The organism is Dechloromonas denitrificans (assembly GCF_001551835.1).
Taxonomy (GTDB): domain Bacteria; phylum Pseudomonadota; class Gammaproteobacteria; order Burkholderiales; family Rhodocyclaceae; genus Azonexus; species Azonexus denitrificans.
In genome coordinates, this window is the sequence record NZ_LODL01000021.1 from 642,554 (window position 1) to 666,817 (window position 24,264).

A 24,264-nucleotide genomic window follows, 5' to 3' on the forward strand; every position below is an offset into this window, starting at 1 on the left:
TTTTGGCGGTCGACCGCAGCGGTCCGGTCGGACCGCTTTCGGTTTAAGATAGCGGCCTGTTTGACCTTTACCTCAGGCCACTTTCCTTGTTTCGCACCCTCCCCCTCCTGCTTCTTTCTCTACCCGCCCTCGCCAATGAGGCACCGCCCCCCGGGGTATCCGGCAGCACCTATATACAGGGCGGCCTGGCGCTGGCGCTGATCGTCGCCCTTATCTTCGGCCTGGCCTGGCTGGCCAAAAAGCTGTCAGGCGGCAAAGGCTTTGGTCAAGGCGGCATGAAGATCGTTGGCGGCGTAGCCCTCGGGCCGCGCGAGCGTATCGTGCTGGTTGAAATCGGCGAGGACTGGCTGGTCATCGGGATCGTCCCGGGCCAGATCCGCACCCTGCATCGCCTGCCGAAAGGCAACCCCTTGCCGACGGACCTAGCCGAGAATGGCGACAAGCCTTTTGCCCACTGGCTGAAAACAGTGACCGAGCGTAGCCGTCATGATTAAGCGCCTCGTCGGACTACTCGTCATGCTGCTGCCGGCCAGCCTAGCATTTGCCCAGGCTGCGGGCCTGCCGGCGATCACCAGCACGCCCACCGCCGGTGGCGGCACCTCTTATTCGCTGACGATCCAGACCCTGCTGTTGATGACGGCACTGACCTTCATCCCGGCCGCAATGCTGATGATGACTGGCTTCACCCGAATCATCATCGTTCTCTCCCTGCTCCGCCATGCGATGGGTACGCAGACCGCACCGCCCAATCAGGTGCTGGTTGGCTTGGCACTGTTCCTGACCTTTTTTGTGATGGCACCGGTGCTGGACAAGGTCTACAACGATGCCTATCTGCCGCTCGCCGAAAACCGCATCAACGTCATGCAAGCCGCAGAACGTGCCGCCATACCGATGCGCGGCTTCATGCTCAAGCAAACCCGGGAGTCCGATCTGGCAATGTTTGCCGGTATCGCCAAAATCGACCGTCTTGAAAAGCCGGACGACATTCCACTCCGCATCCTGGTCCCGGCTTTTGTGATCAGCGAACTGAAGACCGCCTTCCAGATCGGCTTCATCGTCTTCATCCCGTTTCTGGTCATCGACATGGTCGTCGCCAGTATCCTGATGTCGATGGGTATGATGATGATGTCCCCAGTCATGATCGCCCTGCCATTCAAGCTGATGCTGTTCGTCTTGGTCGATGGCTGGCACTTGGTTATCGGCTCGCTGGTTCAGAGCTTCGGCACATGACGCCGGGCACCGTCATGGAAATTGGCCGCCAGGCCATCGAGGTTGCGCTGACGATTTCAGCACCGATGCTGTTTGCCGCACTGGTCGTCGGCTTGATCGTCAGTATCTTTCAGGCAGCAACACAACTCAACGAAGCCACGCTGCAATTCGTTCCCAAGCTGGTTGTCATGCTCATGGTTCTGCTACTGGCCGGCCCTTGGATGATTCAATATTTAATGGACTACATCCAGCGTCTCTTTGAAAGCATTCCGCAGTTGATCGGCTGAGATGATCAGCCTGACCTCCGCCCAGATTGACGCATGGATTGCGGCCTTCATCTATCCGCTCGCCCGCATTCTCGCCTTCATTGCAGCGGCCCCGCTCTGGAGCACGGCCGGCATTCCACGCCGGACGCGCCTGATTCTCGGGGTCGCCATCACGATCGCCATCACCCCCAGCCTGCCCGCCATGCCCAATGTTCAACCAGGCTCGCTGCACGGGCTTTGGCTGCTGTTCCAGCAAATGGCGATCGGCATCGGGATGGGATTTGCGGCAAAGATCGTTTTTACCGCGGTTGATCTGGCTGGCGAACTCATTGGCTTGCAGATGGGCTTGGGCTTTGCCACCTTCTACGACCCCCTCAACTCCTCGCAAACCCCGGTCATCGCAGAGTTTCTCGGGCTGATGTCACTACTCACCTTTCTCTCGCTGAATGGCCATCTGATCTACATCGCCACGCTCGCCCAGAGTTTCAATGCGATTCCAGTCAGCGCCATTTCGCTGGGTGCGGATAGCTGGCTGAATCTCGTCGAACTGGGGGGAAAAATCTTTTCGGCCGGCTTGCTGCTCGCGCTGCCAATCATCGTTGCTCTGCTGATTACCAACGTTGCTCTTGCCGTCCTGACCAGGGCCGCGCCCCAACTGAACATCTTCGCGCTGGGTTTTCCGCTGACCTTGAGTGGCGGCTTCATCGGCCTCGCAATCAGCCTGAATTATCTTGCTGCGCCGCTGCAGGCGCTCTTTGAGTTCGGGATGAGCGCCCTGCTCGGCTTTGCCGTTCCTGTTCAGTAGCGTTCGTTCTGCATGAACGAATCAGCCTGCTGGCGCTGCACCAGCTTGATCGTTCCTTCGGCCATCCGGCGAGCCCCCAGCGTCTGCGAGTCAATCCCCTCGGTGTACTCCATCAGCAGGTAAGCGGCATAGCCCTGCTGCATCTGCAACTGGCTGGCCCGGCGCTTCAGAATCTGGATCGACTCACCGGCACCACCGGTGTGATAGCGCTTCATTTTCAGCGAAAAGCGATAGGTGTCCTCATTGATCCGCGCTTCCTCGATCTCCCAGTTCGGCGCCAGCGGATCGTAGTACAAGTGTATTGCACCGATAATCAAGGCACCGGTGACCACATTGGCGAGCGATACCGAGGTCGTCGCAGTCAGCTGGATGATCTTGTCCGGGACAAGGGGCGACGCAGTACTGCCTGGCGAAGAGCATCCGCTCATCATTGCCGCTGCCAGCAGGCAAAGCGGCAAGGTCGAACGATATTTCATATGTAGTTGAATAAGGATAGCTTCGACGTACTGGCAAAAGTTGCTTGCGCGGCTTCCAGTTGAATTTTCTTCTGGGAAACATCGGTCAACGCCTTGGCGTAATCAAGATCCTCCAGATTGGAGAGTTGGGTTTTGTATTGCAAAGCCCGGTCACTGGCCGTGTTCGTCATGCTTTCGAGTGAGGAAAGACGGGCGCCAACGGTTGCTCTGGCACGTGAAACCGTTTCCATGGAGGCATTGATGCCATCCAGCGCGGCCGAATAAGTGACAGTTCCTGAGCCACGAAGGTAATCCACCATATTCTTGACCGAGTCAAAAATGCTGCCCCCAGTCAGATTGCCAGTGGAGTCACGAACATCGGTGAACACGTCATTACCGGGAATATTGGTCGCGAGGCTGAAACTGGCAGTGACCTGCAACTGCTGTTGCCCCTGATCGCCGTTATATTGGATGTACTGATTGGCACTTGAAAATGGCCCGGTCGCATTTCCGGTCAGTGAAAATGGACGAGTCGTACTATCAAACCCGGCAAAGACATAACGCCCGGTACCATCCTGAGTGTTTGCCAAGCCGACCAGACTGTTCAAGCGCTGTTCCAATTCTGTCGCAATGGCGGCGCGCTCGGTCGCCGAATAACTGCCGTTACCCGCGGCGACAGATTTTTCGTAGATATTCTGCAGTTCTTCGTTGACACCACCCAGCGTGCTATCGAGCGCCGACAATTTGGTGTCCGCCGATGCCTGGTTCTTGAGGTACAACTCATTCACCGACTTGGACTGAGTCACCACCAGAGCCTGCGCGGCACCGACCGGATCATCCTTGGGGGTAACGATACGCCGCCCGGTGTCGATCTGGTTTTGCAGGGTATAAAGGCTGCTCTGCAACTGCTGAATACCACCGACACCGGCGCTATAGAGTTGGGCTGTACTGATTCTGAGACTCATGGGTGACTCCTTCAATTACCTGTCAGAGAGCAAGCAAGGTATCGAACAGACTGGATGCAATTTCGAGCACCTTGGCAGATGCCTGATAGGCCTGCTGATACTCAATGAGCTTTGCTGCCTCTTCATCGCGATTGACGCCGGAGACCGCCTCTTTTGCCGAGTAGGCCTGGTTGTACAAGGCAGTTTGGGCCTCTGAGGAAATTTCAGCTGATGCGGTCTTGTTACCGATGTCGTTAACGAAGGCAGCATAGTTATCCTGAAAAGTGGCCTTGCCGCCCGAGGTTGTGTTCTGAATTTGCAGATTCCCAAGCTTCAATGCGTTGCTTCCGTCCTCTGCACCGGTAGATCCAGCAGCCGAAGCGGCAGCGATGCCTTTCGGATTTGCCGCGATGCTGGCATTGACGGAAAACAGGCGAGCGATATCCTTGGTCGGCTGGATCGTAAAACTATCTCCGGAGGCCGGCGCCCCTGACAAAGAGAATCCCTGCGTCTGGGCCTGAGTATTGATGTTGGCAAATGAACTATCAACCCAGGACTGATTATCGGACAAGCGCTTGAGCGTGTAATTCGTACCGTCATAGGACAGCTGATAATCACTTGCCGTCACATTGGTATAGAAATTGGTCCCGTTGTTCGGCGGCGGCGTGACCCATGTAGCGCTGAGCGTGCCTGAATTAGTTGATTTCCCAATCACGGTCGGATCGCTGATCGAGAAGAAATCATTGGCTGGCGCGTTCCCATCGAGATCCAAGCCGAGATCATGCTGGGCATTGAAAGTCAGGGCCAGCGAAGTTGCCATCAAACCCAGTTGATTGAAAGCCGTATCCAGTGCCTCGGAGCGAAAACTGAGCAGCCCGCCAAGTTTGCCACCGGTCACCAGGGATTCAGGCAGTTCCTGAACGTTACCAGTGGCGCCTTTCAGACCAACAACAATACGCGACTGATCGGCCGAAGAATTGAGTGCAACCATTTCGGTGACGCGCGTGCCGATGACAAGTTGCTGCCCGGAACCGACAAAAACGTTATAGCTTCCATTGCTATCCGTCGTCGTCGTGACCTTGACCAACTCATTTAGTTTGGAAACCAGTTCATCCCGCTTGTCGAGCAAATCGTTGGCCGGCTGCCCATTCAAGGCGCTTGCCGAAATGATTCGCTGGTTCAAGCCGGCGATTTCCTGAGTATAGCTGTTGATCGACTCGACAGTACTGCTGATCTGCGAATTGACCCCTGACTCAAGTTCATCCAGCCGGCTGTACATGCTTTGAAAGCCCGTAACCATGGTCTGCGCAGCAGAAATCATCGATTGGCGAGACGAAATCAGCGATGGGGTACTGACCACCGACTGGATGCCATTGAAAAATTGCTGCATCAGCGGCGTGATACCGGCGTCCTTGTCGGCCAGCATGTTGTCGATCTGGGAAATCTGGGAGTAGTAAGTATCCAGCGAACTGACGCTGGTCTGCGCGCTCAAGACCTGCTTGTTCAGTGCCTGGTTGTACATACGCTCAACCGTCACGACATGCGTGCCCTGACCGATACCGCCAGCCCCAGTCATGACCGTCGGATTCGAGGCCTGAACAATACGCTGCCGTGTGTACCCTTCGGCACTCATGTTCGCGATATTGTTACTGGTCGTCAGCAGGCCTGTTTGCGCCGCGTTGATGCCAGTCATTGCAATGCTGATTAAGCCGCTTCCCATATCCATCTCCTTCCCGTTTGTTAACGGCACAAACAGGATTAACTTGATTCTTTAGCCGACCAGCGCCATGCGCAAACTGGGACCATTGATGATCTTGCTCAACTTGTCGGCGTAGCTGGGGTCGGTTGCGTAACCAGCCCGCTGTAAACCTTTAGCAAACTCCGCGCCATCCTGAGAACCAATCACACCGCTATAACGCGGGTTACTGCGCAACAAGGAAGCATAGTCACGGAAGGCCTCGTCGTAAGACGAATAGGCGCGGAAGCGTTCGACGCTCTGCTGTGCCTGACCATCGACATATTCTGTGGTTGTCGCATCCACCGTTGCGCCATTCCAGTTTTTGCCGGCCTTGATCCCAAACAAGTTGTAGCTTGATGAGCCATCGCTCTTGCGAATTTCGCTACGCCCCCAGCCACTCTCCAAGGCCGCATGACCGACCAGAAATTGGGGTGGAATGCCGGTCGACCGCGAGGCTTCGACCGCCTGTGGCCAGATGCGATTGACGAACTCCTTCGACGAAGTCGGCCCCTCTGCGTTGCCCAAAGCCGCACCAGCGTTGTTCGACGAAGCAATACCGGCATACGCTGCCGATGTTGGCAAAGCGCTTGGTACTGGCGTGTATTGCAGATGACGCGCATCGGCAGCGGTCAGCGGCAAGGCACTGCCGGCAGCATTTGCCGGTGCATTCAGACCGGCCTGGGCGTCGGTACCAACCAGGTTGCGGCCAAGTTGCTGCTCGATCAAGCGGGCAAAACCGATACCCTTGCCAGATCCGGCAATATTCTGGGCCATCTGCTGATCCAGCAGTCCCGTATAGAAGCGGGACTGATCGCTGTTGAGCAAACCATCCTGCGGCGTCGCATCGCGCATGCTCTTGATGACCTGTTGCAGAAACAAGGTCTCGAACTGCTGCGCAGCCGCCTTCAGCCCCTGCTGCGGATCTTTCTGAAACTGGCTACGCAAGTCCTGCGCGGACTTGACGTCAAACGCTGCCCGGCTAGGACTGTCCTGAATTTTGACTGACATTGCGGATCAGATGATTTCAAGGTCGGCACGCAAGGCACCGGCCGCCTTCATGGCCTGCAAAATGGCCAGGAGATCGAGCGGGTTGGCGCCCAGCGCATTCAATGCCTTGACCACATCGGCCAGGTTGGCGCCAGCCTTGACGTTCATCAGACTGCCATTGTCCTGCTTGACCTGGATATCGGCGCCTTGCCCAAGCTGGGGTTGCGCGGCATCGACCACGACGGAAAGGCTGCCGTGAGCAACGGCACAGGTCTCCAGGGTGACTTTCTGGTTCATCACTACCGACCCTGTACGCGGGTTCACAATCACCTTGGCCAAACCGACCACCGGCTTGACATCCAGATTATCGATCCGGCCCAGGAAGGAAACCCGGGCATCGACATCCTCCGGAGCGCGCACCGCAATCCGCCGGCCATCGACCGCTTGCGCCGTGCCCGGCCCCATGCTTTTATTGATGGCGTCGACGACATTTTGGGCGGTGCCGAAATCGGTGCTGGACAGTTCGTAATAGACAAAGCCGCCTTGCCCCAAGCCCGATGGCACCGCGCGCTCAACCGTCGCGCCACTGGGGATTCTGCCCGCCGAAAGATGGTTGACCGTAACCTTGGAGCCGCCGGAAGAAGCCCCCACGCCGCCAACCAGCACATTGCCCTGGGCAATGGCATAGACCTGCCCGTCAGCCCCCTTGAGTTGGGTCATCAGCAAGGTACCGCCGCGCAGGCTCTTGGCATTGCCCATCGAGGAGACGGTGACGTCGATCGGCTGGCCGGGCTTGGAAAAGGCCGGCATGCTGGCGGTAATCATCACCGCAGCGACATTCTTCAGTTGGAGCTTTTGTCCCTGCTCCTGAGTCAGATTGACCCCCATCTGCGACAGCATGTTGCCAATCGCCTGCGTGGTGAAAGGGGTTTGCGTCGTCTGGTCGCCGGTATTGTCGAGACCGACCACGATGCCGTAACCGATCAACTGGTTGTTACGCACCCCCTGAATGCTGGCCAGATCCTTGATCCGCTCGGCAAGCACCGTCTGGCTCCAGAGCGGCAACAGACAAGCGGCCACAATTGCCGCCTGCCGGTATACCTTGCCGCTATTCGTCTTCATGATGCTCCTCCGCGAGATTTTCCCTAGAACGGCATCACATTAAGGAAGAAACGTGCCAGCCAGCCCATGATCTGCCCTTCGCTGATCTGACCGGCTGATTTGTACTCGATCCGGGCATCGGCGACTTTGGAAGATTCGATCGTGTTGAAGGCATCGACAAAGCTCGGGTTGATAACTCCGGAAATCCGGACGAACTCCTGCTCGTGACCAATCGCCAGTTGCTTCTCGCCCGACACCAGCATGTTGCCGTTCGGCATCACATCAATAACCGTCACGGTGATATTGCCGGTAAAGACATTGTTGTTGGCCGCCTCACCCTTGCCGCTGAAGGCATTGGAACTCGATGCATCGAGATCGAGGCCAAGCAGGCCCTTGCCGGGCAAGCCGCTCAGTGCGGAAACCGAGGCCTTCGAGGAGTTCGACTTGTCCAGCTTGCTGTTGGACTTGGCGGAAGCCGTCGTGCTTTCGGTAATCTTGACGGTAATCGTATCGCCGACAAACCGGGCGCGCCGGTCTTCAAACAGCGGCCGGCTGTACCCGACCTGATAGATCGAGCCGTTACCGTTGGCCATATCGAAACGCGGCGTCGGCCTCGCTGTCATCGGCTGATGCACATTGGTCGGCGGCACTGTCGTACATCCGGCGATGGCCAGCATGGCGATCAAAAGAATACGGTTCATGGCGTTACCTCACAACTGGGTCAGGCGCCCCAACATGGCATCCGAGGTCGACACGACCTTGGAGTTGAGTTCATAGGCGCGCTGGGTCTGAATCATCGTCACCAGTTCCTCCGCCACATTGACGTTGGAGGTTTCGACATAGCCCTGATTGACGGCGCCGGCACCGTTGGTGCCCGGGGTGTTCGGCGTCGGCGTGCCGCTCGCCGCCGTCTCCTGAAACAGGTTCTGCCCGATGCTCAGCAGACCGCCCGGATTAATAAAGGTGGCCAACTGGATACTACCGATCTGGGTCGTCGCGGCATTACCGGCCTGCGTGATGGAGACGGTGCCATCGGTCCCGACGGTGACCGACAGCGCATCGGCCGGGATGGTGATGTTGGGCTGCAGCGGATATCCATCGGAGGTGACGATCTGCCCCTGGTTATCCTTCTGAAAGGCGCCATCACGGGTATAGGCGGTTGTGCCATCAGGCAGCAGCACCTGGAAAAAGCCATTGCCCTGGACCGCTATATCGAGCGTGCCATCGGTCTTCTGCAGATTACCCTGAGTGAAGATTCTTGCGGTCGACACCGGCCGGACCCCGGTTCCCAGCTGCAAGCCGGTCGGAATCTGCGTCTGCTGCGAGGACTGCGCGCCGGGCTGGCGCAGGGTCTGGTAGAGCAGATCTTCAAAGACAGCGCGCCCGCGCTTGAAGCCATTGGTACTGACGTTGGCCAGATTGTTGGAAATGACATCCAGCTGAGTCTGCTGGGCATCGAGGCCGGTACGGGCAATCCACAGGGAACGGATCATGATTCAGGTCCTATCAGGAACTCATGGAGAGCAGCTGATCCGCCCGCTGGGCGTTGGTATCGGCTGTCTGCAGCATCTTCACTTGCATTTCGAACTGACGGGAAAGGCTGATCAGATTGACCATGGCATCCGTCACATTCACGTTACTGCCTTCCAGCGTGCCGGCAGCGAGCTTGACCTGCTCATTGGCTGGCGCCGGCTGGCCATCACGCATCCGGAACAGGCCATCGGCACCGCGCACCATGTCGGCCTCCGGCGGATTGACCAGTTTGATCCGACCGATGGCATTGGAAATATTCGGCGTACCAAAAGTCGGGACGACGGACACGGTGCCGTCTGGTGCGATTTCAATATTATTATCGGGCGGGATATTGATTGGCCCGCCATCGCCAGCCACGGCGTAGCCGCCCTTGGTTTGCAATTGGCCGGTCACGTCCACATCCAGGCTGCCGGCTCGCGTATAGGCTTCGCTGCCGTCGGGCAACTGCACCGCGATCCAGCCTTTGCCATTGACCGCAACATCCAGATTGCGCCCGGTGAACATCAGCGGCCCCTGATCCATCACATCGCTGACCGAAGCATCGACCACGAACGCCCGCGTCGGCATGCCCTCGCCTTGGATCGGTACGGCGCGGAAACGATGTTCCTGCGACTTGAAGCCGATGGTGCTGGCATTGGCAAGGTTGTTCGCCGTCCCGGCCTGCTGCATGAAAACATGCTTGGCGCCGGTCATCGCGGTGTAGATCAGACGATCCATTCAATCAGCTCCGTGCGGCTTAGCGGATATTGACCAGGGTCTGCATGATCTGATCCTGGGTCTTGATCGACTGTGCATTTGCCTGGTAATTGCGCTGCTGAACGATCATGGCGACCAATTCACCGGTCAGGTCAACGTTGGACTCTTCCACCGCGCCCGACTGCAGGACGCCGAGCGTCCCGGTATCCGGCGTTCCCACCATCGGCTGACCGGAAGCGGCGGTTTCGATCCAGGCATTGTTGCCGATGGCCATCAAACCATTCGGATTGATGAAGTTGGCCAGAACGATCTGCGCCATATTCTTGGTCTGGCCGTTGCTGTAGTTACCCTGGACGACGCCGTCCGGGCCGATGGAGAGACCCGACAGGTTGCCGGAGGCATAACCGTCCTGGGTCAGCTTGTCGACACTGAAATCGCTACCGTATTGGGTACATTCACCAAAATTGATGGTAAACGCCAAGGGAGAAGTTGCACTATTTGTCAGGCCATTGGCGGTCATCACCGCGCCAAGATTGATACTGACGTTGGTCGGCGTTGCCGTCGTAGGAGACACAATCTTGCCATTGGTGTCGAACTCGAGGCGAGTCGGTGGAATACCATGGGCACTCTGATTTGTTCCATCCACTTGATAGCGTACATCCCACACACTATTTCCAGCAGTGGCCGGTGGGTTGGCCGCAGGATCCAGCTTAACGAAATACATTGTCAGGGTATGAGGATTACCCAAGGTATCGTAGATGGTCAGAGCAGTTGAATAGTTGTAGCTATTCGTATCGGGTGCGGTAGTTGCTGTAGCCGGATTCACCCATGTTTTAACTGATTCAGTCGAATCGAGTTGCAGCCCGGCCGTTACGCCGTCCGATGTCGAGCCAGTGACCTTGGGCGGAATGCTCGCCGTCGAGATCTGCAGCGCAGTCGGCGTCGTCGGTGTGATTTTCCCGGAGGCATCGGCCATATAGCCGGTCAGATTATCCTGGGAGTCATTGACGATGAAACCGTTCGAATCAACGTGAAACTGGCCGTTTCTTGAGTAGGTAACGGCGCCATCCTGAGTTAGCCGATAAAAGCCCGAGCCGTTGATCGCAACATCCATCGAGTTGCTGGTCGTCGTAATATTGCCCTGCGTGTACTGCTGGACGATGGCCGCCGCGGAAGTACCGATACCGACCTGCGAAGCACCACTACCGGACAGCGATGCGGCGTAAACATCCGCGAAATGCGTGGATGCCCCCTTGAAGCCGACGGTACTTGCGTTAGCAATATTATTGCTGGTCACATCCAGCGCCCTGGATGCAGAGTTGAGGCCACTCAGCCCTTGTTGGAATGCCATTACTGTCTCCCGGAATTACATGAATTGCAGAACTTCATCGAACGCCACCGTTTCGCCTGAGCTCAATTCCAGTTCGAAACTCGATCCGTTCTTAACGACAGCAGATACCGTGCCAACCTGAATCGGCGTGGCGGTGACCTTGGTTCCCGCCTTGCTGGCCTCGATCGTGAAGGTGTATTTGCCATCGGCAAGCTGTGTACCGCTGGCGTTCTTGCCATCCCACGCGAAGGCGACGATACCCGCCGACTGCTTGCCCAGGTCCTGGGTCTGCACCACGGCGCCGGCAGCGTTTTTGATGGTGACGGTGACCTTGTCGGCAGCACTGCCCAGACTGACACCACCTTGGGTTACACCCTTGGAGAGGACAAGGTTCGAGCCTTCGGTTAGCACTTGCGAACCAATGGCGCCCGCCGCTTGCAGGGCCTGGGAGGTGTTATACGAAGAAAGCAGCTTGGTCAGTGTCGTATTCAACCCCTGAATCCCTTCCAGCGTGCTGATCTGCGCCAACTGCGAGGTCATCTGGGCGTTGTCCATCGGATTCAGCGGATCCTGGTTCTGCAACTGGGTCGTCAGCATGGTCAGAAAACTGTTCTGCAGATCCTGGGCTTTGTTCGTGGAAGATTTGCTGTTTGTGCCATTCAATGCCGCAATAACATCGGCATTCGAACTGGTTGAACTCACGGTGCTCATTGGAATCTCCGGTTAGTTTTGGCCAATGCTCAGGGTACGCAGCATCATGGTCTTGGCGGTATTCATCACCTCGACGTTCGTCTGATAGGAACGCGAAGCAGAAATCATGTTGGTCATTTCCTCGACCACGTTGACGTTCGAAAACGCGACGTAGCCCTTTTCATCTGCAGCCGGATTCTTGGGGTCATAGACCATGCGTGGCGGTGAGGCATCCTCGACGATCTGCCGCACACGAACACCTTTTGAACTCTCGCCCACATTGCCCATCGGCGTCGCCTCGAATACGACCTGTTTAGCCCGGTAAGGCTTGCCGTCGGCAGAAATGACACTGTCTGCATTGGCCAGGTTGGAAGCGGTTGTATTCAGGCGCATCGACTGCGCCGTCATGGCGCTGGAGGAAACCTTGAAAACATTGAAGAGGCTCATCTAAGACTCCTTAGCTCGAAGTATTCGCCAGGGCGCTACGGATACCCTTGAACTTGTCGCTGATAAACTGGCTGACGATCTGGTACTGCAGGGCGTTTTCGGCAATCTGCGAGCGCTCGACGTCCATATCGACCGTGTTGCCATCCGCCGCCGACTGGGTTTCAGTCCGAAACTGCAGGGCCGCCGCACCAGTCATACCACTACCCTGCTGATGGCCCGATGCGGTCGTCGCCAAGGCAATGCTGCCGTTGCCACGCCCGGACATGGCGTTCTGCATGGCCTTGTCGAAGCTGAAGTCCCGCGCCTTGTAATTGGGTGTATCAGCATTGGCGATATTGGACGCCAGTACCTGATGGCGCTGCGTACGCAGGTTCATCGCCTGGCTATAAACTGAAAGGTGTTGTTCAAGACTGCTCATGCCGGACTCCCAAAGAATGCTGAGCTTTAAAAGCAGACTTCATGCCACTTGAAAAATCTTGGAAATCGGCAGAATCCGGCAATGGCTTTATCTGTATTCGGCAAAACTTGCCGCCATGGCTAGGCAATTATTTGCCCCATGCCCAAGCGGCGTCGGGCAAAATGTCGAAATGCCTTCCAGAAGCCTTCTTTTTGCCCTGCTGCTCGTCATCGCAAGCCCCCTGCTCTGCGCTGAATTTGACCCGGTCCTGGACACTGCCGAGCGGTATGTTCGCGCCCAGACACAAGGCTTACCCGGCAAGGTGACGATCGCAATGGGCAAGCTCGACGCCAGCAGGTTGCCGCCGTGCACCGCGCATGAGGCGTTTTCCCCCCCTGGCACCCGTATGATCGGAAAGACACACGTCGGCGTCCGCTGCCTCGGCCCCAACATCTGGAGTGTGCTGGTCCCCGTCCAAATCGCCATCACCGGCAATTACGTCAGCACCGCCCGCGCCCTGGCAGCCGGCCAGCTCATCCAACCGGGAGATCTGGTCAGCAGTACAGGCGACTTGAGTACGCTGCCCGCCGGGGTTGTTGCCGACCCCGCCCTCGCCATCGGTAAAACCTTGCGTAATTCGCTAGGCGCAGGGCAACCCCTCCGCGACAATCAACTGCTCGCACCGATGGTCATTCGCCAGGGACAAACCGTTCGTGTGCTATCAAAGGGCTCGGGATTCGCCGTCAGCAGTGAAGGCAGAGCTCTTTCCAACGCCAGCGAAGGACAGATTGCCCAAATCCGCATGCCATCCGGGCAGACCGTCAGCGGTATCGCCAAAAGCGACGGCAGCATAGAAATTTCTTTTTAAGCTAAAGTTTCAGCTAAATTGGTCGTTATCCGGATTGAGTTCTAAAGTATTGCGAGATCAAAATGAAAATCGACAGTTCATATATACCTACGACACCGCCCGTAACGCAGCGTCAGACGGCAACCCCTGCCGCCAGCACTGGCTCGGCGCAAGAGGCGGTCAGCCTCAGCCAACTGGCCGGCAGCCTGCAAAGCAGCGAGAAGCCGCCGGTCAACACGGCAAAAATTCAGGAAATCAAGCAGGCCATCTCCGAGGGGCGTTTCAAAATCAATCCGGAGGCCATTGCCGACCGGCTGATCGAATCGGCACGCGACCTGGTCAACTCCAGCAGTAAACGTGAAGCCTGATGCATAAGCTGGCCGCGATTGCTGCCCGGGAAACCGCTCAGCTAACCGAGTTCATCGCATTGCTGAAGCTTGAGCAGGATGCGCTGAAACGAGCGGATGCGAGTGCCTTGCCGGCCATCAGCGAACAAAAGCTCCGCTTGGTCGAAGCGCTGAATGCTATCGAGCAGGAGCGCGGCGTGGCACTTGGCGCCGACGCGGGTGAGAACGCTCGCTCCGCAATGACGCGCTGGCTTGCCGCCAATCCCGAGCAGAAGGACATCGCATCAAGCTGGAAGCACCTAATGGATTTGGCTCGCGAAGCCAAACAATTGCACGAACTCAACGGCCAACTGATCAAGATGCATCTGCATCAAACGGGAGAGTTATTGGCCGTGCTCACCCAGCAATTTCAGAAGAACACGCTGTACGGCAGCGACGGTCAAACCTCGTCAACTTCAGGCAGCCGTATCGTCGACTCAGCCTGAGCAGGCGGCCTGACAGCAAGGCTTGCGCCGCCTTGCCTTAAACTCATCGATTACTCCGCCCTTCCTGAATCTCCAGTGGCTCTTCCGGGCGATTGGAGTCGATCAGAATGCTGACCCGTCGATTGCGGGCGCGCCCCTCGGTCGTCACATTGGTTTCGACAGGACGCGTCTCGCCATAGCCGATAGCGGTCAACCTCTCTGCTCCCACACCACCATCATTGAACAGACGTAATACGGTGGTCGCCCGCATCGCAGACAATTCCCAATTCGATGGAAATTGCGGGGTTGCAATCGGTACATTATCGGTATGACCCTCAATGGTGATCGGAAAATCAGAGACAGCCAAGACCTGCGCAATGGCCAGCATGGCATTGATTGATGCCGGCTGCAGCTTGGCCTGACCAGCCGGGAACAAAATGCTATCGTTGATTTCAATCGTGACGCCCCTACTGGTTTCGAGCAATCGAACCTTCCCCTGCGCCACCAGCGGCTGCAAGGCTTTCATGAGTTTGCCGGCAACGTTTTTCATTTTTTGGCGCTGCTCCAGCTTTTTCTGATCAGGCAGCTTGTCCGGCTTGGCGAGTGGCCGCGGCGGGATCGGTGGCATCCCTTGAATTACAGCAATCGGTGGCCCTTCGGGTTGGCCCGTCACATTCCGGAAAGCATTGGTCAGCGAATTGGAAAGCACCTTGTACTTGCCCTCGTTAACTGACGAAATGGCGTACATCACGACAAAAAAGGCAAAAAGCAGCGTGATGAAATCGGCGTAGGAAACGAGCCAGCGTTCGTGGTTCTCGTGCTCCTCCTCACGACGCTTGCGAGCCATTACAGTAGATAACCCTTGAGGCGGCTTTCAATGATGCGCGGATTGTCACCAACTGCGATGCCGACCAGGCCATCGATCAGCATCTCCCTGGAGGCAACCATACGCATGATGTAATACTTCAGCTTGCCGGCAATCGGCAGATAGATCAGGTTGGCCAAACCAACACCATAGATCGTCGCAACGAATGCAACGGCGATACCTGACCCAAGTTTGGTCGGATCCGAGAGATTTTCCATCACGTGAATCAAGCCCATGACCGCCCCCAGAATACCGATCGTTGGCGAGTACCCCCCCGCCGACTCCCAGATCTTGGCTGATTGCCGCCACTCGTCCTCAAAGGTGTTGATTTCGACCTCAAGCAGTTCACGAATGCGCTCAGGATCGGCGCCATCAACCAGCAACTGCAGTCCCTTCTTAGTGAATTGATCCTTGATGCCCGGAATATGGTTCTCCAGCGCCAGCAGACCTTCACGGCGAGATAGCTGACTCCAGTTGAGAATCTGGTCAATCATGCGTTTCTGTTCAATCACCGGGGGCGCCCACACCCACTTGGCCATCCACATGCCGCGCTTGAAAATATGCAGCGGACTTTGCAGCAGCACCGCACCCAGCGTGCCGCCACAGACAATCAGCAAGGCGGTTGGCTGCACCAGAGAGCTGACATGACCACCTTCCAGCACCTGGCCACCGACAATAGCGACCATACCGATGGCCAGACCGGCCAAACTGATCTTATCCACCGGTTTTCTCCTTGCCCCGCTTCTTGGCGAGCGGTGCATCACCAACCAACTGACTGCGCAGACGCGCTATTGCCTGACTGTGCAACTGGCAGACACGGGACTCGGTAACCCCCATTACTTCGCCGATTTCCCGCAAATTAAGTTCCTGCTCGTAATACAGGGCCATCATCAACTTTTCCCGCTCGGGCAAGCGACCAATCGCCTTGACCAGCAACTCCTTGACGTTCTTGTCCTCGAATATGTTTGCCGGGTCCGCACTATTGTCGGTGAAATGGCGCTCGAGAAAATCCTCGTCGCCATCACCGCCAAAATCATCGAAATAGACCAGTTGATGTCCGCGCGCATCGTGCAGGGTTTTCTGGTAATCGGCCAGCGATATGCCAAGCGTCTCAGCCAGTTCGCTCTCGGACGGCGCCCGGCCATGCTCATGCTCCAACTGATTGATCGCCGCCTCAATCCGGCGCAACTCGCGGCGCAGATTACGCGGCAACCAATCATTTTCCCGCAGGCCGTCAAGCATCGCACCACGAATGCGTTGGGTCGCATAGGTCTCGAATTGAGCACCAAAACCGGTCTCGTACCGGTCCATCGCATCCAGCAAACCGAGCATGCCGTTCTGAACAAGGTCTTCGAACTGAACGCTGGCCGGCAAGCGGGCCATCAAATGGTAGGCGATGCGTTTCACCAGCGGCACGAAGCGCTGAACCAACTGTTCCTTGTCAGGCTGCCCGGCAGCGGTATACATCAGGCTCGGAGTACGTTCGGGGTTATGCGTTGGCTCAAGTGTAGCAGTTGCTGCATGAATTGCTCGACACCACCCACCTCGCTATCGCTGCGCTGCCAATAGAGCAGATCGGAAGCAATATCACGGAAGGCATGCGCCGACGGAGAGTCAGGGGCTTGGACAAGAACCGGCCGACACAACTGAGCCGACTGACGCAGCGATTCATCCAGCGGAATGGCACCGGCGTAGTCGAGGCGGGCAACCCCCCGCTGCGCAGCGACTTGGGCGATGTTCTCGTAAATTGAACGGGCGTCGGGCTGGCTACGAACCTTGTTTACCAGGATCCGGAAGTGCTTACGGGCAAACGCATGACTGACTTTTTTGATCAGCGAATAGGCTTCGGTAATTGACGCACCGCTCCCGGACAGGACGACGACCGCCTCCTGGGAGGCCAGACCAAAAGGCGAGAAGCCATGCGGATGTGCCATGCTGGCATCAACCAGGATAACATCGACCGGTCGCTCCAGGCCCGACATGGCATCCAGCAAGGTCTGCTGCTGCGCTAGCGAGAGGCGCCCGAGCGTCCTGACTGCCTTGGCCGCCGGCAAGATTCGCAAGCCGCTCATCGGTTGCAACAGGACTTGCGGCAGGTCAAGCTCGCGCTGCACCACGTTCAACAAGTCGTAGCGCGCCAGCAAGCCGAATGTCGAGGCAATATCGTCACGCGAGCTATGCTCGTCGATGATCAAGACCTCTTTGCCCAGGCGAGCAAGCGCCACGCCAATATTGGCGACCGCAACACTACGCCCGACACCTTCACAGCCCGCGACGAAAGTGACGACCTGCAACTGCCCGCCACCAAGGAGACGACGCAAGCCTGCCGCCTGATCCACCCGAAAATCAGCCACGGCGCGCTCCAGCCGCAATCATGCCGGCATTGGCCATCATCAAGCCAGGTTCGACACCATCGTATTTGTGCGGCGAACTTTCCGGCACGTCCTTGAAAGCACGGTGCAACAAATAGCCGCGGTTCGGCAAATGCAGATCTTCCGGCACACGCTGCCCATTTGAAACATAGTGCAGCCGCAAGCCATGGCGCATGATGACGTCGAGCGGCGTCGCCAGACTGGCGGCCTCGTCGATTTTGGTCAGGATGCAGCCGGCGAGGTTATCCCCTTCGTAAGCCCGCACCACATCATCCAAGGTATCGCCGCGCGACGTCGAGGAAAGCAGCAGCAGGCGCTGAACATCACAGCCGGCGAGCATGTCGGTCAGTTCCGGAACCAGTTTGTCCCTCTGGCTCATCCCCATGGTGTCGATCAGCACCATATGCTTATGCTGAAGTTCGACCAGGGTCTGACGAAGCTCGGCGGCGTCCTTGACCAGATAAACCGAAACCCCGAGGATACGACCGTAGATCCGTAGTTGCTCGTGCGCGCCAATCCGGTAGCCATCAGTAGTGACCAGCGCAACCTTGCTCGGACCGTGGCGCAGAACACAGCGGGCAGCAAGCTTGGCCGTCGTGGTGGTCTTGCCGACACCGGTCGGGCCAACCAGGGCATAAATCCCGCCACGATCAACGATGTCGCTTTCGTTACCTATCGTAAACAACGAGCGGTCTGCCGCCCCCTTGACCCAGGCCATCGCCTGCAGGCCATCCATCTCCATCGGCAAATCCGCCAGCAGGTCGCGGGAAAACTGTGGTGAAAAGCCGGCGTCCAGCATCTGGCGCAAGACATCCGTCTTCACCGGCTCGGAACGCGCCGCCTCGCCCCAGGCAAAGCCGGCCAGATGTTGCTCGACAATCTTGCGCAGGGAGCGAATTTCGTCCATCACTTCCATCGGCACTACGTCTGCCTCGGTCCGGCGCGGCGGCGGGCCGGCTTGCGTCTGGATGCGCGGCGCCGGCGATGGCGCTGGCTTTTGTACCGGCGGCGGCGTGAATCCTGCGGTCGACTGTTGTGGACGCCCCATTTCCAGATTACGCAACGCCCCCGTTCGGGGAATAGCGGCATTCACAGTCGCAACCGGACGCGGCGCGGCGGCCGGCGCGACCGGCCGTGCCGCCATCGGGGCCGGTTGCGTCTGAACGCGCGGCGGCACACCTTGAGCCGCCTGAGCGCGGGCCGAACTCAGGGAAACCCGGTAATCGTCATCGATTTCGGCAATCGCTGGTCGTCGGTCCGGTGGCGTCGTATCGGCCACCTGAGTCGGAACGATCATCGCCATATCGCGCGCGGCGACGGCCATGATCTCAACCCCGCCAGGAATTCCGCGATTGGACAAAATGATCGCATCGTTACCGAGCGTTTCCTTCACTTTCCTCAAGGCATCCCTTGCATTGGCGGCGATGAATTTTCTGACGTTCATGTTCTACCTCCGATTATCGAGGTGACCTTGATAATTCGTGTTTCTGGAACTTCGTTATGGGCCAGCACCTTCAACTGAGGCACGGTGCGGCGCAGGAAGCGGGAGAGCAGCAGACGCAGACTGGCAGGCACGAGCAATACTGCCGGCAGACCAAGCGTTGCCTGACGCTCGGAAGCGGCGGCGGTTTCACGGACCAGGGTATCGGCCAGGCCCGGCTCAAAACTTGTATTTCCCGTACCACCGGCCACGGCTTGCGCCAGCAAGCGCTCCAGCGCCGGATCGAGGGACATCACCTGCATTTCGCCAGTACCCGGGAACAGTTGTTGCACGATGGCTCGACCGAGTGCGTTGCGAACCTGGGTGATCAATTCATCAGCATTCTGGGTACGGGTCGCGTGATCGGCGACTGTTTCGATGATGGTCCGCATATCGCGGATATGCACACCTTCGTCGAGCAACCCCTGGAGGACCTTTTGCAGAGTGCCCAGCGGCAACACCTTGGGAACCAGGTCCTCGACCAGTTTGGGCATTTCCTTGGCCAAGTGTTCGAGCAACTGCTGAACCTCCTGACGACCGAGCAATTCGGAAGCATGGGTCAGAATCAGGTGATTGAGATGGGTGGCCACCACAGTGGACGCATCAACCACGGTATATCCGTAGGCCTGAGCTTGGTCGCGCTGACTGGCATCGACCCAGGTTGCCGGCAAGCCAAAGGCTGGATCGGTGGTCGTTGTACCATTCAGCGTGCCGGCAACGCGCCCGGGATTGATGGCAAGAAACTGGCCGGCATAGGCCTCACCGGCACCGACCTCGACGCCCTTAAGGAGTATCCGGTAGGCATTCGGCTTCAATTCGAGGTTGTCGCGGATATGGACCGGCGAGACGAGGAAGCCCACTTCCTGCGCGAATTTCTTGCGAATCCCGCGGATGCGACGCAACAACTCGCCATCCTGCGACTTATCGACCAAGGGAATCAGGCGGTAACCGACTTCCAGACCCAGCACATCCAGCGGCGCAACATCGTTCCATGTCGCCTCGACGGTTTCCACAACTGGTGCTGGCGCAACCTTGACCGGGGTTTCGACGATCAGTTTTTCCTTCTCCAGCATCTTCCAGGCAAACCAGCCAAGCATCGAGGCCAGCGCCAGGAAAACCAGATTCGGCATCCCCGGAATCAGGCCGAGAAAACCGACGATTCCGGCCGTAATCGCAATAGCCCGGCCATTCTTGAACATCTGCCCCACTACCTGCTGACCGATATCGCGATCGTCAGAGACACGGGTCACCACCATACCTGCGGCGATCGAGATGATCAGCCCCGGAATCTGCGCCACCAGACCATCGCCGATGGTCAGCAGGGTGTAATTCTTGGCCGCCAAGGCGAATTCCATGTTGTGCTGAACAACACCAACCACCAGACCACCAACCACGTTCAAGAGCATGATGACGATACCGGCCACCGCATCACCACGCACGAATTTCGAGGCACCATCCATCGAGCCAAAAAACTCGGCCTCACGGGCGATATCTGAACGACGCTTGCGGGCATCCTCTTCGCCGATCAGGCCGGCATTCAAATCCGCGTCGATCGCCATCTGCTTGCCCGGCATCGCATCGAGCGTGAAGCGCGCCGACACCTCGGCAACCCGCCCGGCACCTTTGGTAATCACGACAAAATTGATGACCGTCAGAATCAGAAACACCATGATACCGACCGCAAAATTGCCGCCGACCAGGAAGTGGCCAAAGGCTTCGATAACCTTGCCCGCCGCATCCGGCCCGGTATGCCCCTGCAACATGACGATCCGCGTCGAGGCCACATTCAGTGAAAGACGAAGCAGCGTGGTGACCAGCAGCACTGTCGGGAAAACGGAGAAATCCAGGGTTTTCTGGGTGTTCACGGCAACCAGCAGGACCAGCACCGAAATGGCAATATTGAACGTGAACAGCAAATCCAGTGCAAATGCCGGCAATGGCAGAACCATCATGGCCAGAATCATCAGGATCAGCACTGGCGCGGCCAGTTGCGTCACATTGAGACGACCAAACAGATTCTGCATCCGGAGCGAAGCGCCAGCCATTTAGCTCGCCTCCGGCACAAGTTCAGGCGGCACCGGCAAATTGCTCGGCTGAACCGGATAGGCACCACCAACCTGACGCCAGTTGGCAAGCTGGTAGATATAAGCAAGAACCTCCGCAACTGCGTTATACAGGGCGGAGGGTATTTCGGCATCCAGTTCGGCGTGCTTGTATAACGCTCGCGCCAAGGGCGGCGCCTCCAGGAGAGGCACCGCGTGTTCCGCGCCAACCTCTCTTATCTTAAGCGCGATCGCTCCCTGCCCCTTGGCCACCACTTTGGGAGCGGTCATTCCGGCCTGGTAGGACAAGGCCACTGCAAAATGTGTCGGATTGGTGACGATCACGCTGGCCTGCGGCACCGCAGCCATCATCCGCTTGCGAGCAGCCTGCATCTGAAGGCTGCGGATGCGTCCCTTGACATGCGGATCACCCATCATTTCCTTCATTTCCTGCTTGACCTCTTCCTTGGTCATCTTCAATTTGTGGAAGTGTTGCCAAAGCTGAAATGGCACGTCAGCGGCGACAACCAGAACAAGTGCCGCAACCAGTATCAGGAAGGAATAGCTGATCAGATTGCCGGCATGCGCCAAGCCCGCGTCCAGAGGTTGCGCGAGCAAGCCGAAAATCTCGTCCCGCTCTTTCCAGATCAGCATGGCGGCAATTCCTCCAACCAAAGTTGCCTTGAGTACAGCCTTGCCAAGCTCCATCAGACTGTTCCAAGAGAACATGCGCCCCAAACCCGTCAGCGGGCTTAGCCGAGCCAGGTCAGGAACCAGCGCCTTGACTGAAAACACCCATGCGTTAAGGAAGAAGGGCGGAAGTATCGCGGCCAGCAGCAACAGGGCTAATAAAGGAGAAAAAACGAGCACCGCATCCAACGAAAGATCAGCCAGTCGCGGCAGCATCAATGCCGGCTCATGCATATGGCGCACTTCCATGGTCAGACCTTTGCGGGCCATCGCGATGACACCCTCAGTCAACCACCCCCCCATCATCCAGAATGTGGCGGCTGCGACCATCAAAACCAGAAACGTGCCAAGTTCACGGGAATGGGGCACCTGCCCCTGCTCGCGGGCCTGCTCGATTCGCCTACCACTAGGCTCTTCTGTTTTATCGAGGTCGCTCTCTTCCGCCATAGCCGTCTTTGGGTGTAGGTGCGGCTATTATAGGAAAAACCAAGGAAATTAAATAGGTACGGGTGTTTATTTAGCTTGTTTCTCAAATGCCACCCGCAAGCGCATGACAACAGAGTAAACATTTAAAAACAAAAGAGGGGGCAAGCCCCCTCTCAAGTGGTTGACCGAAAACGGGAATCAAGCGAAATCGAGCGCCCGCAACCCAGAACCAATTTCGGAATGCTGGCCGAGATCGGTCAACAACTCCTTCATGTCGAGGATCAGCACAATCTGCCCGTTGGAAAGCGTCGTCACCCCGGCCACACCCTTAGGCCGGAAGTCTTCGAGCGACTTGATCACCGCATCGTCACGACCGGCAAAGCTATCGACCCCAAGAATGAAGCTACGCTCCGCCGTCTGCATGAAAACGCCATACTCCGGAGACTGCTGCAACGGCCAGCCAAGCAAGCGGGCCAAGGTAATGACCGGCAACACCTCGCCCCGCACTACCAAGGTTTCCTTGCCGCCGACCTCCTGAATCCGGTTTTGCTCAATCGGCAGAATTTCGCGGACCAGTGACAACGGCAGCGCAAACGGCTGGTCCCCCAACAACACCAACAACACCGGCAGGATCGCCAGCGTCAATGGCAGGGAGATAATGAACACCGAGCCTTTGCCCGGCTCGGAGCGAATTTCGATCGAACCATTCAGCTTCTGAATATTGGTCTTCACCACATCCATGCCGACGCCGCGCCCCGAAACATCGGAAATCTGTGACTTGGTAGAGAAACCAGGCAGGAAAATCAGATTCAGACTTTGCCGCTCATCCAGCGTATTGGCTTCTTCCTCGGAGATCAGGCCCTTTTCGATAGCCTTGGCCCGAATCCGTTCAGCACTCATGCCCTTGCCATCATCAGCAATGATCAGAACGATGTGATCGCCCTCTTGGCGCGCCTCGAGGCGAACCAGACTCTTCGTTGGCTTGCCCGCTGCCTGGCGTTCGGCCGGCATTTCGACCCCGTGATCGACCGCGTTGCGAATTAAGTGAATCAGCGGGTCGGCCAAATCCTCGATCATGGTCTTATCGACCTCAGTCTCTTCGCCAGCCAGCACCAACTCGACATCTTTCCCCAACTGACGGGCCAGATCGCGGGCAATGCGCGGATATTTCTGGAAGAGGCGGCCAATTGGCTGCATCCGGGTCTTCATCACCGAGTTTTGCAAGTCCGAAACCAGTAGGTCCAACTGACTGACAGCCTGATCAAGGGCGTGCAGGGTTTCGGAATCATTCTTACCGGCGAGAATATCGGCACGCAGACTGGTCAGGCGGTTCTTGGTCAGACCGATTTCACCGGACAGGTTCAGAACCTGATCAAGACGCGAGGTATCGACCCGAATCGTATTTTCCCGACCACGCTCTTCCGAACGCCGGGCAGATGTCGGTTGGCCGCCAGGGCGATCCGTTGTACGCCGACCGAACGGTGATGGCGCAGGTGCCTGCCCGGCCGGGGTAACTTGCGTTGCAGCATCCACTGCCGCAGGGGTCGTCACGGGCGCACTGGCCGCATCGGTTTCGGCCTTGGTAATCACCTCGCCCTGTGCTGGCGCAGGCTGACCGGTCACAATGGCGTGCAAAACATTCCAGTCCGGTTCGCCTGCCACAGCCGCCTGCGGTGCCGCTGATGGCGGAGTGGCCATCACCTCAGGCGCCGGCGCAGCCCCTGGCAACTCACCATTGAGCGCCCCCTGGAGTGCGGCAATAACCTCGGCATCGGCCGCCTGCGGCTGGCACATCTGCCCCAACTCGCCGAACATGTCGCGTACACCTTTGGTGGCCGCCATGATGACATCCATCAGCTCGGGGGTCAGCTCCAGTTCGCCGTTACGCAAACGGTCAAAGAGATTTTCCGTCAGATGACAAAGCGTCACCAGTTCGGTGGCATTCAGGAAACCGGCCCCTCCCTTGACGGTGTGAAACCCGCGGAAGATATCGTTCAGCAGGCTACGGTCATCCGGCATTTTCTCAAGATCAACCAGCTTGTTGTCCACATCCGACAACAAATCATGTGCTTCTTGCAGAAAGTCCTGCAGAAGGTCTTCCATTCCGCCAAAGTCGCTCATTTTCGACCCTCC

At 57.5% G+C, this 24,264-nt stretch carries 27 protein-coding genes; 7 read left to right on the forward strand and 20 right to left on the reverse strand.

Annotated elements, in window-relative coordinates; genetic code table 11:
- Nucleotides 1–86: 86 nt before the first annotated feature.
- The 4 genes from fliO to fliR are packed head-to-tail and all read left to right on the forward strand — an operon-like array spanning nt 87 to nt 2,280.
- Nucleotides 87–494: a flagellar biosynthetic protein FliO gene (fliO, locus tag AT959_RS14155; RefSeq protein ID WP_157651310.1), complete on the forward strand. Its 408-nt coding sequence runs from the start codon at nt 87–89 to the stop codon at nt 492–494.
- A complete protein-coding gene (fliP, locus tag AT959_RS14160) occupies nt 487–1,230 on the forward strand; it encodes a flagellar type III secretion system pore protein FliP (protein WP_066884138.1) in 744 nt (247 codons plus the stop codon). The genes fliO and fliP overlap by 8 nt, the downstream gene beginning before the upstream one ends.
- Nucleotides 1,227–1,496, forward strand: coding sequence for a flagellar biosynthesis protein FliQ (gene fliQ / locus AT959_RS14165; protein WP_066884140.1), 270 nt, complete (start codon nt 1,227–1,229; stop codon nt 1,494–1,496). The genes fliP and fliQ overlap by 4 nt, the downstream gene beginning before the upstream one ends.
- A gap of 1 nt (nt 1,497) precedes the next feature.
- Complete coding sequence (gene fliR / locus AT959_RS14170; protein ID WP_066884142.1) at nt 1,498–2,280, forward strand: flagellar biosynthetic protein FliR; 783 nt, start codon at nt 1,498–1,500, stop codon at nt 2,278–2,280.
- Here fliR and AT959_RS14175 read toward each other — a convergent pair.
- Genes AT959_RS14175 through flgB form a run of 12 tightly spaced genes read right to left on the reverse strand, consistent with a single transcriptional unit; the run spans nt 2,274 to nt 12,619 of the window.
- The gene (locus AT959_RS14175; protein WP_066884143.1) at nt 2,274–2,756 is read right to left on the reverse strand and encodes a hypothetical protein; all 483 of its coding nucleotides are present in this window, start codon (nt 2,754–2,756) and stop codon (nt 2,274–2,276) included. The genes fliR and AT959_RS14175 overlap by 7 nt on opposite strands.
- Nucleotides 2,753–3,700, reverse strand: a complete 948-nt coding sequence (gene flgL / locus AT959_RS14180; protein ID WP_066884144.1) for a flagellar hook-associated protein FlgL — start codon at nt 3,698–3,700, stop codon at nt 2,753–2,755. The genes AT959_RS14175 and flgL overlap by 4 nt, the downstream gene beginning before the upstream one ends.
- A gap of 22 nt (nt 3,701–3,722) precedes the next feature.
- Nucleotides 3,723–5,399, reverse strand: coding sequence for a flagellar hook-associated protein FlgK (gene flgK / locus AT959_RS14185; RefSeq protein WP_157651311.1), 1,677 nt, complete (start codon nt 5,397–5,399; stop codon nt 3,723–3,725).
- A 51-nt stretch (nt 5,400–5,450) separates the two neighbouring features.
- A complete protein-coding gene (gene flgJ, locus AT959_RS14190) occupies nt 5,451–6,425 on the reverse strand; it encodes a flagellar assembly peptidoglycan hydrolase FlgJ (RefSeq protein ID WP_066884148.1) in 975 nt (324 codons plus the stop codon).
- Between the two features lie 6 nt (nt 6,426–6,431).
- Nucleotides 6,432–7,526 (reverse strand): flagellar basal body P-ring protein FlgI, encoded by a 1,095-nt coding sequence (locus AT959_RS14195; protein WP_066884150.1) that lies wholly within the window; start codon nt 7,524–7,526, stop codon nt 6,432–6,434.
- Between the two features lie 23 nt (nt 7,527–7,549).
- Entirely contained in the window at nt 7,550–8,206 is a 657-nt protein-coding gene (locus tag AT959_RS14200; RefSeq protein ID WP_066884152.1) for a flagellar basal body L-ring protein FlgH, read from the reverse strand.
- A 9-nt stretch (nt 8,207–8,215) separates the two neighbouring features.
- Nucleotides 8,216–8,998, reverse strand: coding sequence for a flagellar basal-body rod protein FlgG (gene flgG / locus AT959_RS14205; RefSeq protein ID WP_066884154.1), 783 nt, complete (start codon nt 8,996–8,998; stop codon nt 8,216–8,218).
- A gap of 13 nt (nt 8,999–9,011) precedes the next feature.
- Nucleotides 9,012–9,755 (reverse strand): flagellar basal body rod protein FlgF, encoded by a 744-nt coding sequence (locus tag AT959_RS14210; RefSeq protein WP_066884156.1) that lies wholly within the window; start codon nt 9,753–9,755, stop codon nt 9,012–9,014.
- A 19-nt stretch (nt 9,756–9,774) separates the two neighbouring features.
- The gene (flgE, locus tag AT959_RS14215; protein WP_066884158.1) at nt 9,775–11,085 is read right to left on the reverse strand and encodes a flagellar hook protein FlgE; all 1,311 of its coding nucleotides are present in this window, start codon (nt 11,083–11,085) and stop codon (nt 9,775–9,777) included.
- Between the two features lie 15 nt (nt 11,086–11,100).
- Nucleotides 11,101–11,775, reverse strand: a complete 675-nt coding sequence (locus AT959_RS14220) for a flagellar hook assembly protein FlgD (RefSeq protein WP_066884160.1) — start codon at nt 11,773–11,775, stop codon at nt 11,101–11,103.
- Between the two features lie 12 nt (nt 11,776–11,787).
- Complete coding sequence (gene flgC / locus AT959_RS14225; protein ID WP_066884162.1) at nt 11,788–12,201, reverse strand: flagellar basal body rod protein FlgC; 414 nt, start codon at nt 12,199–12,201, stop codon at nt 11,788–11,790.
- Between the two features lie 10 nt (nt 12,202–12,211).
- Nucleotides 12,212–12,619 carry a flagellar basal body rod protein FlgB gene (gene flgB / locus AT959_RS14230; protein ID WP_066884164.1) on the reverse strand — a complete coding sequence of 136 codons (408 nt, stop codon included), beginning with the start codon at nt 12,617–12,619 and terminating at the stop codon, nt 12,212–12,214.
- Nucleotides 12,620–12,677: 58 nt separating this feature from the next.
- Between flgB and flgA the strand changes: the two genes are divergently transcribed.
- The 3 genes from flgA to AT959_RS14245 all read left to right on the forward strand — a co-directional run bounded on the left by flgA (nt 12,678) and on the right by AT959_RS14245 (nt 14,277).
- Nucleotides 12,678–13,466, forward strand: coding sequence for a flagellar basal body P-ring formation chaperone FlgA (flgA, locus tag AT959_RS14235; protein WP_240481841.1), 789 nt, complete (start codon nt 12,678–12,680; stop codon nt 13,464–13,466).
- A gap of 62 nt (nt 13,467–13,528) precedes the next feature.
- On the forward strand, nt 13,529–13,813 hold the full coding sequence (gene flgM, locus AT959_RS14240) for a flagellar biosynthesis anti-sigma factor FlgM (protein WP_066884168.1): 285 nt from the start codon (nt 13,529–13,531) through the stop codon (nt 13,811–13,813).
- Entirely contained in the window at nt 13,813–14,277 is a 465-nt protein-coding gene (locus AT959_RS14245; RefSeq protein WP_066884170.1) for a flagella synthesis protein FlgN, read from the forward strand. Before flgM ends, AT959_RS14245 begins: the two co-directional genes overlap by 1 nt.
- Nucleotides 14,278–14,320: 43 nt before the next feature.
- Here AT959_RS14245 and motD read toward each other — a convergent pair whose 3' ends face one another.
- The 8 genes from motD to AT959_RS14285 form a co-directional block, all read right to left on the reverse strand.
- On the reverse strand, nt 14,321–15,103 hold the full coding sequence (gene motD, locus AT959_RS14250) for a flagellar motor protein MotD (protein ID WP_066884172.1): 783 nt from the start codon (nt 15,101–15,103) through the stop codon (nt 14,321–14,323).
- Nucleotides 15,103–15,843, reverse strand: coding sequence for a flagellar motor protein (locus tag AT959_RS14255; protein WP_066884174.1), 741 nt, complete (start codon nt 15,841–15,843; stop codon nt 15,103–15,105). The genes motD and AT959_RS14255 overlap by 1 nt, the downstream gene beginning before the upstream one ends.
- A complete protein-coding gene (locus AT959_RS14260) occupies nt 15,836–16,588 on the reverse strand; it encodes an RNA polymerase sigma factor FliA (protein WP_066884176.1) in 753 nt (250 codons plus the stop codon). The genes AT959_RS14255 and AT959_RS14260 overlap by 8 nt, the downstream gene beginning before the upstream one ends.
- Nucleotides 16,588–17,475 carry a MinD/ParA family ATP-binding protein gene (locus tag AT959_RS14265; protein ID WP_066884464.1) on the reverse strand — a complete coding sequence of 296 codons (888 nt, stop codon included), beginning with the start codon at nt 17,473–17,475 and terminating at the stop codon, nt 16,588–16,590. The genes AT959_RS14260 and AT959_RS14265 overlap by 1 nt, the downstream gene beginning before the upstream one ends.
- Nucleotides 17,468–18,937, reverse strand: coding sequence for a flagellar biosynthesis GTPase FlhF (flhF, locus tag AT959_RS14270; RefSeq protein WP_066884178.1), 1,470 nt, complete (start codon nt 18,935–18,937; stop codon nt 17,468–17,470). Before flhF ends, AT959_RS14265 begins: the two co-directional genes overlap by 8 nt.
- Entirely contained in the window at nt 18,934–21,018 is a 2,085-nt protein-coding gene (gene flhA, locus AT959_RS14275) for a flagellar biosynthesis protein FlhA (RefSeq protein WP_066884180.1), read from the reverse strand. Before flhA ends, flhF begins: the two co-directional genes overlap by 4 nt.
- Nucleotides 21,019–22,152 carry a flagellar biosynthesis protein FlhB gene (gene flhB / locus AT959_RS14280; RefSeq protein WP_066884182.1) on the reverse strand — a complete coding sequence of 378 codons (1,134 nt, stop codon included), beginning with the start codon at nt 22,150–22,152 and terminating at the stop codon, nt 21,019–21,021. It abuts the gene before it with no gap.
- 177 nt (nt 22,153–22,329) lie between these two features.
- Nucleotides 22,330–24,252, reverse strand: a complete 1,923-nt coding sequence (locus AT959_RS14285; protein WP_205629919.1) for a chemotaxis protein CheA — start codon at nt 24,250–24,252, stop codon at nt 22,330–22,332.
- Between the last annotated feature and the right edge of the window lie 12 nt (nt 24,253–24,264).